This window comes from Amycolatopsis sp. A133 (assembly GCF_031082405.1).
Lineage (GTDB): Bacteria > Actinomycetota > Actinomycetes > Mycobacteriales > Pseudonocardiaceae > Amycolatopsis.
In genome coordinates this window covers 114,152-129,025 of the sequence record NZ_JAVHJU010000062.1, presented here as the reverse complement: position 1 = coordinate 129,025, position 14,874 = coordinate 114,152, and the positions used below count along the sequence as shown (strand labels likewise).

The following is a 14,874-nucleotide window of genomic DNA, read 5'->3' as shown; positions in this document are numbered from 1 at the left end:
CCGCGCGGTACGGCCTGGTCCACATAGTGAGAGTGGAGAGTCATCGATGACGCTTCCCGGCGAGGACTTGCTCACCGTCGACGGCCTCACCGTGCGCTTCGGCGGCCTCACGGCCCTGCACGACGTCCGCATGAGCGTCGACGCCGGCACCGTCGTCGGGGTCATCGGCCCCAACGGCGCGGGCAAGACGACGCTGTTCAACGTCGTCTGCGGGTTCGTCCGGCCACAGGCGGGCCGGGTGCTGTGGCGCGGGCAGCCGCTCGTGCGCCACCGCCCGGAACACCTCGCCCGGCTCGGGATCGTCCGGACGCTGCAGGGTCTCGGCCTGTTCCCCGGGCTGACCGTGCTGGAGAACGTGATGGCCGGCGCGGGCCGCCACGCCCGCACCGGCCTGCTGCCCGCGCTCGCCGGCGCCGGCCGGTCGGCGCGCGACGAAGCCGGCCTCGCCGACCGGGCCCGGGCGACCCTCGGGGAACTGGGGATCGGCGACCTCGCGGGCCGGCTCCCGGGCGTTCTCCCCTACGGGGTCCGGAAACGCGTGGCGCTCGCCCGGGCGCTGGTGGCCGAACCCGACCTGCTGCTGCTGGACGAACCCGCGAGCGGGCTGTCGGCGGCCGAGCTCGCCGAGCTGTCGACGTTGATCGTCTCGCTGCGGCGGCAGATGGCGGTCGTGCTGGTCGAACACCACATGGACCTGGTCATGGAGGTCTGCGACCGCGTGGTGGTGCTGAACTTCGGCGAGGTGATCGCGGCGGGCACCCCGGCCGAGATCCAGGCCGACCCCCGCGTGGCCGAGGCCTACCTCGGCGACCCCGCCGAGGAGGCGTCCGGTGCTTGAGGTCGAAGGCTGGTCCGTGGTGCGCGCGCTCGATTCCGCTTGGTGGCGCCGGGCGCTCATGGCGGCTCCGGCCGGTCCGCGTGGCGGTGGCTCGCTGGGGTCCGCCGCGGCGCCGCGGGCGGTCGGGTGGCCGGTGGGTCCGGAGTTTTCCGTTGCCGGTCCGGTTTTCGTTGCGGAGCCGGCTCGTTCCGTCGCGGAGGCTGCCGGTCCGGTTTTCGTTGTGGAGCCGGCTGATCCCGCCGTGGAGGTTGCCGGTCCGGTTTTCGTGGCGGGGCCGGCCGACCCCGCCGACCCGGTTTCCGTTGCCGAGCCGGCCGACCCCGCCGCGGAGGTTGCCGGTCGGGTTCCCGTCACCGAGCCGGCCGACCCCGCCGACCCCGCCGAGGAGGCGTCCGGTGCTTGAGATCGAAGACCTGTCCGTGGCCTACGGTGCCGTCCGCGCGCTGGACGGCGTCGGCATCACCGTCGACCGCGGGGGGATCACCGCCGTGCTCGGGGCGAACGGTGCCGGCAAGACCACGCTGCTGCGCACGATCTCCGGTCTGCACCCCGCCCGCGGCGGGCGGATCACCTGGGACGGCACGGAACTCACCGGGCTGGCGCCGGACCGCATCGCCCGGGGCGGGGTCGCGCACGTGCCCGAGGGCGGCGGGGTGATCACCGAACTGACCGTCGACGAGAACCTCCGGCTGGGTGCGCTGTGGCGGAAGGACCGCGCCGACCGCGCGGCCGCGCGCAAGGAGATGTACGAGCTCTTCCCCGCTCTCGAAGAACGTTCGGCGAAACCCGCCTCCACGCTCTCCGGCGGGGAACGGCAGATGCTCGCCATCGGCCGGGCGCTGATGAGCCGGCCCGGGCTGCTGCTGCTCGACGAACCGTCGCTGGGGCTCGCGCCGCTGATCACCGCGCGGATCATGGGCATCCTGCGCGACCTGCGGGCCTCCACCGGGCTCACCGTGGTGCTCGTCGAGCAGAACGCGCACAGCGCGCTGTCCATCGCCGACCGCGGGTACGTGCTCGCGCTCGGCCGCGTCGTGGCGGTCGACACCGCCGCGGAACTCCTGGCCGACGACGGCCTCCGCCACGCCTACCTCGGCTTCTGAAGCTCATCATGGAGGTGAACGGTCCGGTATGCAGGACTTCTTCGACCTGACCCTCGGCGGGATCTCGGCCGGCGCGGTGTACGCGGCGCTCGGGCTCGCCCTGGTCATCATCTACCGGGCCACCCGGGTGGTGAACTTCGCGCAACCCGCCCTCGCCTTGATCTCGACCTACCTCGCGTACTCGGTGACGAAGGCGACGGGCAGCTACTGGCTCGGGTTCGCCGTCGCCATCGTCGCCGGGACCTTGCTGGGCGTCGCCACCGAACGGCTGCTCATCCGGCCGCTGCGGCACCGCTCCGAACTCAGCTCGATCATCGTCACCCTCGGGCTGCTGCTGGTCCTCCAGGCGGTCGCCGGGATGATCTGGTCCAACGAGCCGCTGGCGTTCCCGTACGCCTTCGACTTCCGCGGCCGGTTCTCCGCCAACGACCTGTTCGTCGTGCTCATCGTCCTCGCCATCGCCGCGCTGGTGCTGGTGGTGTTCAAGTACACGCCGCTGGGCCTGCGGATGCGCGCGGCGGCGTTCGCGCCGGAAGTGGCGCGGACACTCGGGGTGCGGGTCGGGCTGATGCTCACCGCCGGCTGGGGACTGGCCGCGGCCGTCGGCTCGCTGGCCGGGCTGCTCGCCACCCCGCCGTTCCTCTTCCCGAACGTGCTGGACGGCGTCTTCGTCTACGCGCTCACCGCGGCGGTGCTCGGCGGCCTCGACAACCCCTTGGGCACCATCGCCGGCGGGTTCGTGCTCGGCGTCGGACTGTCCTATGTGTCCGGCTACCTGGGACCGGAGATGGTGACGATCGCCGCGCTGGCCATCCTCGTGGTCGTGCTGACGCTGCGGCCCAGCGGGCTGTTCGGCCGGGCCAAGGTGAGGCGGGTATGACCGTGCGCACCGAATCCCCGCAAGTTCGGGTGGAGACGGCGCAAAAGCGCCGCGCGCTCCCGCCGCTGCTCGTCCACGCGCTGGCCGCGCTGGGGGCCTTCGCCGTGGTCGTGGTGCTCACCCTGGTCACCGACGAGTTCACCAACCTGCGCATCGCGACGATCGGCTACTACCTGGTCGCGGTGGCCGGGCTGACCCTGCTGACCGGGCTCACCGGGCAGGTTTCCCTGGGGCACGGCGCTTTCATGTTCATCGGCGCCTACACGGTGGCGCTGCTGGTGCGGCGCGTCCCGTCGTTCCCGCTGTGGGCCGACCTGCTGCTGGCTTCGGCCGCCGGCGGGCTGGCCGGGCTGCTGGCGGGCGCCGCGGCGGCCCGGCTGCGCGGCCCGTACCTCGCCGGGGCGACCCTGGCGCTGGCCGTCGGCCTGCCCGCGCTGACCCGGCGGTTCCCCGATTTCCTGGGCGGCAGCAACGGGTTGAGCTTCACCGTCCACAGCAGACCGGCCGGGGTGGGTGTCCCGGAACTGCGCTGGCAGACCTGGATCGTCTGGCTCAGCGTGCTGCTGGCGCTGGTCCTGGTGGTGAACATCGTCCGCGGCCGGCTCGGGCGGGACTTCCGCGCGGTCCGCGACGACGAGGTCGCCGCCGCGCTGAGCGGAATCGCCGTCGGGCGCACGAAGATCCTCGCGTTCCTGGTCAGCGCGGTGTGCGGCGGGCTCGCCGGTGGCCTGCAGGCGTTCCTGCTCGGCACCGCCGCACCCGGTTCGTTCACGCCCGCGCTGTCGCTGAGCCTGCTGGCGGCCGTGGTGCTGGGCGGGCTCGGGACCCTGTGGGGCGCGCTGTGGGGGGCGGTCGCGCTCGTGTACTTCCAGGCCTGGTCCGAGGACCTCGCCGACGTCCTGCACCTGAACACCGACGTGGCCAACAACCTCCCGCTCGCGGTGTACGGCGTGATCCTCATCGTCGTCGTGCTGGCTTTCCCGCGTGGCATCCAGGGCGGTTTCCAACGACTTGGCGGCCTCCTCCGTCGATCCGCGAGTGAGAAGGAGAACCATGAGAAGCATTAAGGCCGGCGCGGGCATCGTCGCCCTCGCCCTGGCGCTGACCGCGTGCAGCGGCGCGGGGGAGAGCGACGGCGGTGGGCAGCAGGCCGCCGATTCGGCCGTCGGCGTCACCAAGGACACGGTCGTGATCGGCACGCACCAGCCGCTCACCGGGCCCGCGGCGCCGGGGTACAGCAAGATCTCCGCCGGCGCCCGCGCGGTGTACCAGGCGATCAACGACGGCGGCGGGATCAACGGCCGCAAGATCGATTACAAGGTCGAGGACGACGGTTACAACCCGACGAAGACCGTCGAGGTCGTGAAGAAGCTCGTCCTGCAGGACAAGGTGTTCGCGATCGTCGGCGGGCTCGGCACGCCGACGCACTCCAAGGTCGTCGACTACCTGAACACCGAAGGCGTGCCGGACCTGCTGGTGTCCTCCGGCGCGCTCGCCTGGGACAACCCGCAGAAGGCGCCGATGACCTTCGGGTACCAGGTGGACTACACCCGGGAAGGCAAGATCCAGGGGAAGTACATCAAGGACACCTTCGCCGGCAAGAAGATCGGCTACTTCACGCAGAACGACGACGTCGGCCGCGACACCCAGGCCGGGCTCGACCAGTTCGTCAAGGACCAGGTCGTGGTCCGGCAGGGCTACGACAGCGCCAACACCGACGTGACGCCGCAGCTGTCCGCGCTCAAGGCGGCCGGCGCCGAGGTCGTCGTCTGCGCCTGCATCCCGGCGTTCACCGCGCTGTCGATCCTGGCCGCGGCGAAGATCGGGTACAAGCCGCAGTTCGTGGTCAGCAGCATCGGCGCGGACCCGGCGACGCTGTCCGGGTTGCTGCAGGACTTCGCCAAGCGCGGCGGCGCCAGCGTCTCGAGCGGGCAGCTGCTGGCCGGCCTGATCGGCACCGGGTACCTGCCGGACGTCGCCCAGACGTCGGACCCGTGGGTCGCCTACTTCAAGGGCATCCACGACAAGTACATCGCGAAGGAGCCGTTCACCAACACCGTGCTGTTCGGCATGGTGCAGGCCTACACGTTCGGGCAGGCGCTCAAGGCGGCCGGGCCGGACCCGACGCGGCAGAAGGTCGTCGAGGCGATGAGCTCCGGCGCTCTCAAGGGGCCCGGGCTGACGCCGTTCGGCTTCTCGAAGGACTCGCACGCCGGCTACACCGGCGCGTACGTGTTCAAGATCAACCCGGACACCACGACGACGGTCATCCAGCCACCGGCCGTCACCGACCGCGGCACCGGGGCGATCACGCCGTACTCCGGTGAACGCGCCACTCCGGAGCAGGTCAACCTGGTGAGCAAGTGACGATCGGGCCGGCTCGTGGGGGCCACGGGCCGGCCCGTCCGCTCACATAGGGTGGCGATATGACGGTCAGGGAAAAGGTCGTGCGGGCGGCGGTGCGGCTGTTCGCCGAGAAGGGGTTCGAGGCGACGACGGTCCGGGAGATCGTCGAGGCGGCCGGGGTCACCAAGGGCGGCCTCTACCACTACTTCGAGTCCAAAGACGACCTGCTCTTCGAGATCTACGCCGCGATGCTGCGGATGCAGACGCGGCGGATGGTGACGATCGCCGAGTCGGACCTGCCGCTGCCGGAGCGGCTGCACGCGATCGTCGCCGACGTCGTCGTCACCAGCATCGCCGACCTCGACGCGGCGACCGTGTTCTTCCAGTCGTTCCCGCTGCTGGAAAAGTCCAAGCAGGTCCAGGTGCGGGCCGAGCGGCGCACCTACCACGAGCGGGTGCGCGACCTGGTCGCCGAAGGCCAGCGGAGCGGGCTCTTCCGCGCCGACGTCCCGGCCGACCTGGTCATCAACTACCACTTCGGCGCCATCCACCGGCTCGGCATGTGGTATCACGCCGACGGCGAGCTCTCGGGGGAGCAGGTGGGGACGCACTTCGCCGACCTGATGCTGCGCAGCCTCCGTCCTGAGCCCGTTTGACTTCGCCGCTTCCGTGGTACTGACCGAAATCAACGCTGTCCCGCTTTGGAGGGTGCTCGTGCAGATCCAGGTCAACACCGACCACAACATCCACGGTGGCGAACGACTGGCCACCTACGTGACCACCGACCTGGAGGAGGGCCTGTTCCGGTTCGGCGCGTGGTTGACCGGGGTCGAGGTGCACTTCAGCGAGGACGGCGGCAGCAAGCCGACGGACAAGAAGTGTGTGATCGAGGCGCGGCCGAGTGGCAAGCAGCCGGTGGCGGTCACCCACCACGCGACCACTGTGGACGACGCCTTCGCCGGGGCGAAGCACAAATTGGTGCGAGTTCTGGATTCCCGGTACAACCGCGCCTACGACCACAAGGGCAGTGACAGCATCCGGCACATGCCCGCTCCGGAAGACCCGGATCAGGTCGGGGTGCTCGAGGACGACGGGAAGTCCCCGGACACCACGCCGGGTGTCGGCTAACCTCTGTTTCATGTCGAGCCCCGAAGCGTCCAGGACCGGGCTGCCGGTCTTCCCGGCAGCCCGGTAGCCCCCTCTTCCCCGGCGTCCGGGTTCCCGGGTGACCACGAAATCGTCCATCGATCTCGTGCTCCCTGGAGTTTCGTGTGCCCCTGCACTTCCTCGCCCTGGCCGTGTTCGCCATGGGTACGTCCGAATTCATGCTGGCCGGGCTGGTGCCCGGCATCGCCGCCGCGCTCGGGGTCTCCCTGGCGCAGGCGGGCTACCTGACGTCGGCCTTCGCGCTCGGCATGGTCGCCGGTGCGCCGCTGATGGCCGCGCTCGCGCGGTCGTGGCGGCGCCGGACCGCACTGTTGTGCTTTCTGGCGCTCTTCGCCGCCACGCACGTCATCGGCGGACTGACGACGTCGTTCGCCGTCCTGCTCGGGACGCGGGTGCTGGCGGCCGTGGCGAACGCGGGGTTCCTCGCCGTCGCCCTGTCCGCCGCCACCGGGCTGGCTCGACCCGGCCGCGCGCTCGCCGTCCTGCTGGGCGGCACGACCGTGGCGTGCATCGCCGGGGTGCCGGGCGGGGCGCTCCTCGACGCCGCGTTCGGCTGGCGGTCGGCGTTCTGGGTGGTCGCCCTGCTGTGCCTGCCCGCCTTCGCCGGCGTGTGGCGGATCCCCGACACCCCAGCGGGCGCGAAGGTGGAGGGCCTGCGTGCGGAGCTGGCCGAGCTGCGTCCGCTGACCGGCGTGCTGGTGCTCGCCGCGCTCGTCAACGCCGCCACGTTCGGGGTCTTCACGTACCTGGCCCCGCTGGCCGCCGGCGTCGCCCCGGTGCCGGTGGTGCTCGGGGCTTTCGGTGTGGGCTGCTTCGCGGGAGTCACGGCAGCGGGGCGGTTTGCGGACCGGTGGCCCGGCCGGATCGTCGCGATCGGTGGCCCGCTGCTGCTCGCGGGCTGGATCGCGGCGGCGCTGGCGGCGCACATCCCCGCGGCGCTCCTCGGCCTCGCGTTCGTCCAGGGCGCCTTGTCGTTCGCGGTGGGCAGCACGGTGATCACGCGAATCCTGCACTTGGCAACGGGCGCACCGACGATGGCGGGCGCGTCCGCGACGGCGGCCCTCAACGGTGGCGCCACGGCCGGTCCGGTGGTCGCCGGGGCGTTGCTGGGGGTGGTGAGCCCGTTTTGGGTCGCTGCTGGGGTGGTCGCGGCCGCCCTGGTGGTGGCGTTGGTGCTGCGGAGGCAGTTGACGCGGGCGCCCGGGGTGTCGCCGCGGCGGGTGTGACGGAGTGAGGAGGGGGGCGACGGCGGGTCCGGTGCTCGTCGGCGCCCCCTTCCGGCGCCCGAGGGCGACTGTGGTGAGCTCGCGCTGCGGCTGGGCCTCGCGGCAAGGTTCCTCTGAAGCCAGGCCCGCGGCCTCGCGCGATGCCGCCCCCGGCGTTCAAACCCGTGCCCGGCGATCCTGCCGCAACGAGTACAGCGCGATCCCCAATCCGCCCAGCGTCAGGGCGGCGGCCACCGGATAGATCGGCCGCGGGCTTCCGGTGGTCTCGATGACGCCGCCGCCCAGCCAACCGGCCAATGCCGCGGCCAGCTGGTAGCCCGATGCGTTGACCGCCACCGCCAATGTCGGTGCCGCGCCCGCCGCCGTGATCACGCGGGTCTGCATCCCCGGCACGATCGCGAAGGCCAGCGCGCCCAGCAGCACCGTCGACACCGCCGTGGCGACCGGGTTGCCCGCGCCCAGCCAGGCCAGCGCGAGCACGCCCGCCAGCCCGGCCAACAGCCCGGCCAGTGACGGCAGCAGCGCCCGGTCCGCCAGCCGGCCGCCGACGGCGTTGCCGAGGACCGCGCCGGCGCCGTAGCCGAGGAGCAGCACCGGGACGGCGCTCGCCGGGAAGCCGCCGACCTCCGTCAGGAGCGGTGCCAGGTACGTGAAGACCGTCAGGACGCCCACGTTGCCCGCCGCGGTCAGGGCGATCGCCAGCTGGACCCGGCGGTCGGTGAAGACGCGCAGCTCGCCGGTCACCCGGCCGGTCGTCGGCGACGGGCGGTCCGGCACGAACCGCAGCACCGCCAGCAGCGCCAGCGCCGCCGCGGCCGAGACCGACCAGAACGTCGCCCGCCAGCCGAGGTGCTGCCCGACGTACGTGCCCAGTGGTGCGCCGAGGACGATGCCGAGGTTCAGGCCCAGCGCCACCTTCGCCACGGCGGAACCCTGCTTGCCCGGGCGGGCTTCCGCTGCCGCGGTGGCGATCGCGACGGCGAAGAAAGTGGCCACCACCAGGCCGGCCAGCACCCGCGAAACCAGCAGCAGCGGATAACTCGGGGCAATGGCGGAGGCCGCGTTCGCCAGCACCGCCGCGGTGACCAGCCCGATGACCAGAGGTTTCCGGGAGACCCGCGCCGTCAGGAGCGTGACGACCGGGCCGCCGGCGATCATGCCGATCGCGTAGGCGGTCGTCAGCAGCCCGGCTGCCGAAAGCGGGATCGCCAGCCCGCCGGCGACGTCCGGGAGGATGCCCGACACCACGAATTCGCCGGTCGTGAGGCTGAACACGACGAGCATGAGGGAAACGACGGCCACACGAACTCCCCAGTTGGTTCGAGTTAGAATGATTCGAGCTAGAACTATCACAGTTCGAACCATGGGGTCTAGAGTCCGGGGGATGCCGAGCGAGGAGATCGACCGCGACGTGTGCAAGCTGGTCCACGGACTCGCGCGCACCCTCGACGGCCACGTCCGCAAGGTCGCGGACGCCATGGGACTCACCCCGAGCCAGGTCGTGGCGCTGCGCGAGCTGTCGGAGCCGATCACCGCCCGCGAACTGGCGGCACGCATGGTGTGCGAAGCCTCGAACGCGACGTTCATCCTGGACCGCCTCGAGGAACGCGGGCTGCTCAACCGCCACCCGCACCCCACGGACCGGCGCGCCAAGCAGATCGTCCTCACCACCGAAGGCGAACGCCGCCGAGGCGAAGCCCTGAAGCTTCTCGGCGACAGCTCACCGCTGGGCCCGCTGCGCGCCGATCAGCAGGAGGCGTTGCGGGATCTGTTGCGCGCCTTGGCTTCCGAGGGCTAGGCCCGGCGCCGCCGGACGTAGTGGACGACCAGCAGCGCGATCGCCCCGATCGCGATGCCACCGGCGACCATCCGCACCGGCAAACCGAAGCCCACCAAGGGACCTGCCGCGTTGACCGCGGAGCTGACCACCAGCACCAGCCACAGGAGAACCGGGCTCGAAGGACGCGTGGAAACGTTGTTGTTGTTCATGCCGCAAACGTTAAAGAACCAGCGAGCCGGCGGAAATGCCGTCCGCACCCGGATCCGGGGTAGCGCCCGCGCTACCCCGCGTCCCGGCCGAGGTAGGCCAGCACCGCCAGCACCCGCCGGTGCCCGGCGCCTTCGTCGGACGGCAGACTGAGCTTCGCGAAGATGTTCCTGATGTGCTTGAGCACCGCGCCGTCGCTGACGACCAGGAGCTCGGCGATCGTGCTGTTGTTGTAGCCCTCGGCCATCAGGCCCAGCACTTCGCGCTCCCGGGCGGTCAGTGCGGCCAGCGGGTCCGCCGTGCGGCGGCGGGCCATCAGCTGGCCGATCACCTCGGGATCCATCGCCGTGCCGCCCTTCGCGACCCGCTGGAGCGCGTCGAGGAAGCGTTCGACCTTGCCGACGCGCTCCTTGAGCAGGTAGCCGACCCCGCCGACGCCGTCGGCGAGCAGCTCGACCGCGTAGCTGGTCTCCACGTGCGCGGACAGCACCAGCACCGGCAGGGCCGGGTGGATCTCGCGGGCGCGCACGGCGGCGCGCAGGCCCTCGTCGCGATGGGTCGGCGGCATGCGCACGTCCATCACGACGGCGTCGGGGCGTTCGCCCTCGATGAAGGCGAGGAAGTCCTCGGCGTTGTCGACCGCGGCGGCCACCTCGATGCCCGCCGTTTTCAGCAGCAGGGAGAGGCCTTCGCGCAGCAAAGCGTCGTCCTCGGCGATCACGACCCGCATGGCAGCTCCACTCGCAGCACGGTCGGCCCACCGGGTGGGCTGGTCAGGGTGAGGGTTCCGTCGAAGGCTTCGGCGCGGCGGCGGATGCCGGCCAGCCCGCTGCCGCGGGATTCGTCGGCCCCGCCGCGGCCGTCGTCGCGGATCTCCAGGCACAGCAGGCCCGCGGTGCCGCCGAGCGTGATGTCCACCCGGGACGCCTCGGCGTGCTTGGTGACGTTGGTCAGCACCTCGGCGACGACGAAGTACGCGGCGGCCTCGACCGCGGCCGGGCGGCCGGTCTCGTACCGGACGTCGACGGCGGCCGGCACCGGGCAGCGCTCGGCGAGCGCGCGCACGGCTCCGGCCAGCCCGCGTTCGCTCAGCAGCGGCGGGTAGATGCTGCGGACGACCGTGCGCAGCTCGGCCAGCGCGTCGGTCGCGGTGTCCTGCGCCTTGACCAGCAGGTCGCGCGCGGCCGCCGGGTCGCGGTCGTACAGCTGGCCGGCGACGCCCAGCTGCAGCACGACCGCCGCGATCCGCGCCTGCGTGCCGTCGTGCAGGTCACGCTCGATGCGGCGCAGCTCGGCGCCGTGGGCCTCCAGCGCCGCCGCCCGGGTCGCGGTCAGCTCGGCGACCCGGTCCGCCAGCACGACGCCGGCGGCGGGCCGGAGCAGCCGCTGCGCGGTGCGGGCCTGCCACCGGGCGACGCGCGGCAGCTGCAGGGTCGCCGCGACCATGGCGGCGGCCACGAGCAGGTTCAGCGCGGCCTGCGGCCAGGAGTCGACCACGATCCCGAACGAGCCTTCGATCCCGCCGGGGACCAACGGCCACGCGAAGGTCGTCACGACCTGCTGGACCGCCCCGAGCGGCAGGCCGAACGCCAGCGCGCCGATGATCGTCCCGGTCGCGGCGTGGATCGCGAGCCACGCGAGGTCGCGGCGGGTCGCCGGGTCCTTCAGCGGGGAGCCGTCGCGGTAGGGCTCGGGGATCGGCTCGCCGAGTGCGCGCGCGGCGCGGCGGCGGTCGACGCCCACCGGCCACCGCGACAGCCGGATCGCCGGGGCCAGCGACGGGATCCCGACGCCGAAGGGGCACAGCAGCAGGACGGCGAACAGCCCGGCGAGGGCGAACAGCGACAGCATCGACGTGCCGGCGCCGATCACCAGGTAGCGAACCGCCGACCAGCACTCGCGCAGGCGGGTGGTCACCCCGCCAGTGTCCCACCCCACCACCGTGGTGGTGCTGGCGCTACCCCCGATCCACCCCTCCACGGGATCGAAGTCGCCGGGCGCGCGACCTAGTTTTCCTTGAGACGCAAGACCAGTCTTAAGGGGACAGAGATGACCACAGCGAGCGCGTACGCGCTGGAGCTGACCGGGGTGCGGAAGGTGTACGGCTCCGGCGACGGCGCGGTCACCGCGCTGGACGGGGTGTCGGCGGGGGTGGCGCGGGGGACGTTCACCGCCGTGATGGGGCCGTCCGGCTCCGGCAAGAGCACCTTCCTGCACTGCGCCGCCGGTCTCGACCGGCCGACGTCGGGGCAGGTGCTGCTCGGCGGCACCGAGATCGGCAAGCTGAAGGAACGCGAGCTGACCGAGCTGCGGCGCACCCGGATCGGGTTCGTCTTCCAGGCCTACAACCTGCTGCCGTCGCTGAACGTGCTGCAGAACATCACGCTGCCGCTGCGGCTGGCCGGGCGCAAGGCGGACCCGCAGTGGCTGCGGGAGGTCGTCGACGGCGTGGGGATCGCGAACCGGCTGGAGCACCGCCCGGCGGAGCTGTCCGGCGGGCAGCAGCAGCGCGTCGCGATCGCGCGGGCGCTCGTCACCCGGCCCGAGGTGGTGCTGGCCGACGAGCCGACCGGCGCCCTCGACACCCACACCGGGCGGCAGGTGCTGGACCTGCTCCGCGCGATCGTCGAGGGGATGGGACAGACCGTGCTGATGGTCACCCACGACCCGGTCGCGGCCTCCGCCGCGCACGGCGTGCTCTTCCTGGCCGACGGCAAGCTGGCCGGCCACCTCCCGCACCCCACCCCCGAGCGGGTGGCGGAGCGGATGACGCACCTCGGGGAGTGGTGACCGTGCTGGCCATCGCCTGGCAGACGATCCGGAGCAGGCTCGGCGGGTTCGCCGGCGCCTTCATCGCGATCCTGTGCGGTACCGCCCTCGTGGCCGCCTGCGGGATCCTCATGGAGTCCGGCCTGCGCGCCGGCGTCCCAACCCAGCGGTACGCCGCCGCGGCCGTCGTCGTCGGCGGCGCCCAGACCGTGCGGCCGCCCGGTGCCGACGCCCTGTCCGCCGAGCAGGTCGGCGAGCAGCCCACGGTCCCGGCGGCGCTGGCCGGGCGGATCGCTTCGGTGCCCGGGGTGCGCGCGGCCGTGGCGGAGCAGAGCTTCCCGGCGCGGGTCGTCACTCGCGACGGGCAGGTGGTCGACGGGCCGGAGTCCCTCGGCCACAACTGGGACGCGGCCGTGCTGGCGCCGTTCACCCTCCGCGGCGGCGACGCGCCCGCGGCCGCCGACGAGGTCGTGCTCGACGCCGAGCTGGCGCGCCGGGCCGACGTCGGCGTCGGCGGCCAGGTGCGGATCGCGACCCGGTCGGTGCCGATGACGTTCAAGGTGAGCGGTGTCGTCGACGGCCCGTCACGCCAGTCGGCGATGTTCTTCACCCCGGGCCGGGCCGCGGACCTGACCGGACGGCCCGGCCAGGCGCACGCGATCGGCGTCCTCGCCGACCCCGGGGTGGCGCCGGAGACCCTCGCCGACCGGGTGCGTGCCGTCACCGGCGGCGCCGAGGTGGTCACGGGTGTCGAGCGCAGCAGCATCGAGTTCCTCGACGTCAGCCAGACGCGGACGCTGCTGCTGGCGATCGCCGGGTCGTTCGGCGGCTTCGCGCTGCTCGTCGCGGTGTTCGTGGTGGCGAGCACGCTGGCCCTGACCATCAACCAGCGCCGCCGCGAGTTCGCGCTGCTGCGCGCGGTCGCGGCGACCCCGCGGCAGATCCGCAAGCTCATCGGCACCGAGACGACGCTGATCGCGCTCGTCGCCGGGGTGCTGGGGAGCGTGCTGGGGCTGGCGGTCGCGTCCGGGCTGCGGGACGCGTTCGCCGCGATCGGCGTGATCCCGGCCGACTTCGGGCTGGCGATCAGCCCGCTCCCGCTGCTGGCCGCGCTCCTGCTCGGGCTGGGCGCGGCCCGGCTGGCCGCCTGGGCGGCGTCGCGGCGGCCGTCGTCGATCCGGCCCGTCGAGGCGCTCGGGGAGGCCGCGGTGGAGCGGCGCGAGCTCGGCCGGGGCCGCGTGCTCACCGGCTGGGGCCTGGTGCTGGCCGGCCTCGGTGGCGCCCTCGTCCCGCTGTTCCTGCGCGGCGACCTGGCCGCGGCGACCTCGTCGATGTCGACGCTGGTGATCGTCATCGGGCTGGCCGTGGTCGGGCCGCAGGTGACCGGGCTGGTGCTGCGGTACCTGGCCCCCGTGCTGGCGCGGTTCTGGCGGATCAGCGGGTACCTGGCGGGTGCCAACGCCCACGCCAACGCCCGGCGGGTCGCCGCGGCGGTGACCCCGCTGATGCTGGCGGTCGCGTTCGCGCTCGTGACGTTCTACGGGCCGACGGCCACCTCGGCGGCCGCCCAGCAGGAGACGACGAAGTCGACGACCGCCGACTACGTGCTCACCGGCGCGGGCGGCGTCTCCCCGGAGGTGGCCGCGGCGGCCGGCCGGCTGCCGGGGGTCGCGGCGGCGACGCCGGTGGTCCGCACGTCCGTGATCACCACGACGCCGATGGGTGACAGCCTGGACGTCCAGCGGACGCCCGCGCAGGGCCTGGCGGCCGAGCAGGCCGGTGCCGCCCTCGAGCTGGGGATCGACGCCGGGCGGCTCACCGACCTGACCGGCGACACCGTGGCGCTGAGCCGCGCGGAAGCGGACTGGCTGGACAAGAAGATCGGCGACGAGGTCTCGTTCTACTTCGGCGACGGCGTCCCGGCGAAGCTGCGGCTGGTCGCCACCTACACGCACGACCTGGCCTTCGGTGACTTCGTGCTGCCGGTCGCGCTGGCCCGCGAGCACATCGGCGGCCGGCTGGACGACGCGGTGCTGATCCGGCGGCAACCGGGAGCGGACGCCGACGCGGTGTCGGCGGCGTTGCGGACGTTGCCGTACCCGGGGCTGGCGGTGGCCCCGTCGGCCGCCGTCGCCCCGGAAGCCGGCGACCGGCAGGCGCAGTTCTACCTGAACCTCGTCGCGGCGGGCGTCATCGTCGGTTACCTCGCGATTTCGGTGGCCAACACGCTGGTGCTGACGACCGCGCAGCGGAGCCGCGAATTCGCGCTGCTGCGGCTGGTGGGCACGACCCGCCGTCAGGTGACCCGGATGATGCGGCTCGAAGCGCTGGCCACGGTCGGGATCGCGGTGGTCGCGGGGACACTGGTGGCGTTGCTGCCGCTGGCCCTGCTCAACGCCGGGCTGCGCGGCAACCCCGTCCCCGCCGGGCCGCTGTCCGTCTACTTCGGAATCATCGCCGGCGCCGCCCTGCTCGGCATGGTGGCGATCGGGGTGGCGACGTCGGTGGCGTTGCGGGCCAAGCCGATCGACGCGATCGGCGTGCGCGAGTAGGAAGTG

At 72.8% G+C, this 14,874-nt stretch carries 16 protein-coding genes; 12 read left to right on the top strand and 4 right to left on the bottom strand.

The features are described 5' to 3' along the window. Positions 1-46: 46 nt before the first annotated feature. From Q5425_RS37855 to Q5425_RS37815, 9 genes are all read left to right on the top strand, one after another. Complete coding sequence (locus Q5425_RS37855; RefSeq protein WP_308677212.1) at positions 47-838, top strand: ABC transporter ATP-binding protein; 792 nt, start codon at positions 47-49, stop codon at positions 836-838. Positions 839-854: 16 nt separating this feature from the next. After that, positions 855-1,241 (top strand): hypothetical protein, encoded by a 387-nt coding sequence (locus tag Q5425_RS37850; RefSeq protein WP_308677211.1) that lies wholly within the window; start codon positions 855-857, stop codon positions 1,239-1,241. After that, positions 1,234-1,941 carry an ABC transporter ATP-binding protein gene (locus Q5425_RS37845; protein WP_308677210.1) on the top strand — a complete coding sequence of 236 codons (708 nt, stop codon included), beginning with the start codon at positions 1,234-1,236 and terminating at the stop codon, positions 1,939-1,941. Before Q5425_RS37850 ends, Q5425_RS37845 begins: the two co-directional genes overlap by 8 nt. 28 nt (positions 1,942-1,969) lie before the next feature. Beyond that, entirely contained in the window at positions 1,970-2,821 is an 852-nt protein-coding gene (locus tag Q5425_RS37840; RefSeq protein WP_308677209.1) for a branched-chain amino acid ABC transporter permease, read from the top strand. Next, entirely contained in the window at positions 2,818-3,888 is a 1,071-nt protein-coding gene (locus tag Q5425_RS37835) for a branched-chain amino acid ABC transporter permease (protein WP_308677208.1), read from the top strand. Before Q5425_RS37840 ends, Q5425_RS37835 begins: the two co-directional genes overlap by 4 nt. Then, a complete protein-coding gene (locus tag Q5425_RS37830) occupies positions 3,875-5,188 on the top strand; it encodes an ABC transporter substrate-binding protein (protein ID WP_308677207.1) in 1,314 nt (437 codons plus the stop codon). Before Q5425_RS37835 ends, Q5425_RS37830 begins: the two co-directional genes overlap by 14 nt. A gap of 59 nt (positions 5,189-5,247) precedes the next feature. Beyond that, positions 5,248-5,823 carry a TetR/AcrR family transcriptional regulator gene (locus Q5425_RS37825; RefSeq protein ID WP_308677206.1) on the top strand — a complete coding sequence of 192 codons (576 nt, stop codon included), beginning with the start codon at positions 5,248-5,250 and terminating at the stop codon, positions 5,821-5,823. A 58-nt stretch (positions 5,824-5,881) separates the two neighbouring features. Then, entirely contained in the window at positions 5,882-6,295 is a 414-nt protein-coding gene (locus tag Q5425_RS37820; RefSeq protein WP_308677205.1) for an HPF/RaiA family ribosome-associated protein, read from the top strand. A 131-nt stretch (positions 6,296-6,426) separates the two neighbouring features. Beyond that, positions 6,427-7,560 (top strand): MFS transporter, encoded by a 1,134-nt coding sequence (locus Q5425_RS37815; protein WP_396135346.1) that lies wholly within the window; start codon positions 6,427-6,429, stop codon positions 7,558-7,560. A 156-nt stretch (positions 7,561-7,716) separates the two neighbouring features. Here Q5425_RS37815 and Q5425_RS37810 read toward each other — a convergent pair whose 3' ends face one another. Further along, positions 7,717-8,862 (bottom strand): MFS transporter, encoded by a 1,146-nt coding sequence (locus Q5425_RS37810; RefSeq protein WP_308677203.1) that lies wholly within the window; start codon positions 8,860-8,862, stop codon positions 7,717-7,719. Between the two features lie 82 nt (positions 8,863-8,944). Between Q5425_RS37810 and Q5425_RS37805 the strand changes: the two genes are divergently transcribed. Beyond that, positions 8,945-9,358 (top strand): MarR family transcriptional regulator, encoded by a 414-nt coding sequence (locus Q5425_RS37805; protein ID WP_308677202.1) that lies wholly within the window; start codon positions 8,945-8,947, stop codon positions 9,356-9,358. On the opposite strand, the gene Q5425_RS37800 is transcribed toward Q5425_RS37805, so the two are convergent. From Q5425_RS37800 to Q5425_RS37790, 3 genes are all read right to left on the bottom strand, one after another. Further along, the gene (locus tag Q5425_RS37800; RefSeq protein ID WP_308677201.1) at positions 9,355-9,549 is read right to left on the bottom strand and encodes a hypothetical protein; all 195 of its coding nucleotides are present in this window, start codon (positions 9,547-9,549) and stop codon (positions 9,355-9,357) included. The two genes, Q5425_RS37805 and Q5425_RS37800, sit on opposite strands and share 4 nt — an antisense overlap. 71 nt (positions 9,550-9,620) lie before the next feature. Next, positions 9,621-10,277, bottom strand: a complete 657-nt coding sequence (locus Q5425_RS37795) for a response regulator transcription factor (RefSeq protein ID WP_308677200.1) — start codon at positions 10,275-10,277, stop codon at positions 9,621-9,623. Next, complete coding sequence (locus Q5425_RS37790; protein ID WP_308677199.1) at positions 10,265-11,464, bottom strand: sensor histidine kinase; 1,200 nt, start codon at positions 11,462-11,464, stop codon at positions 10,265-10,267. Before Q5425_RS37790 ends, Q5425_RS37795 begins: the two co-directional genes overlap by 13 nt. Positions 11,465-11,596: 132 nt before the next feature. On the opposite strand from Q5425_RS37790, the gene Q5425_RS37785 reads away from it, so the two are divergent. After that, a complete protein-coding gene (locus Q5425_RS37785) occupies positions 11,597-12,337 on the top strand; it encodes an ABC transporter ATP-binding protein (RefSeq protein WP_308677198.1) in 741 nt (246 codons plus the stop codon). Continuing rightward, positions 12,331-14,868 carry an ABC transporter permease gene (locus Q5425_RS37780; protein ID WP_308677197.1) on the top strand — a complete coding sequence of 846 codons (2,538 nt, stop codon included), beginning with the start codon at positions 12,331-12,333 and terminating at the stop codon, positions 14,866-14,868. The genes Q5425_RS37785 and Q5425_RS37780 overlap by 7 nt, the downstream gene beginning before the upstream one ends. The last annotated feature ends 6 nt before the right edge of the window (positions 14,869-14,874 follow it).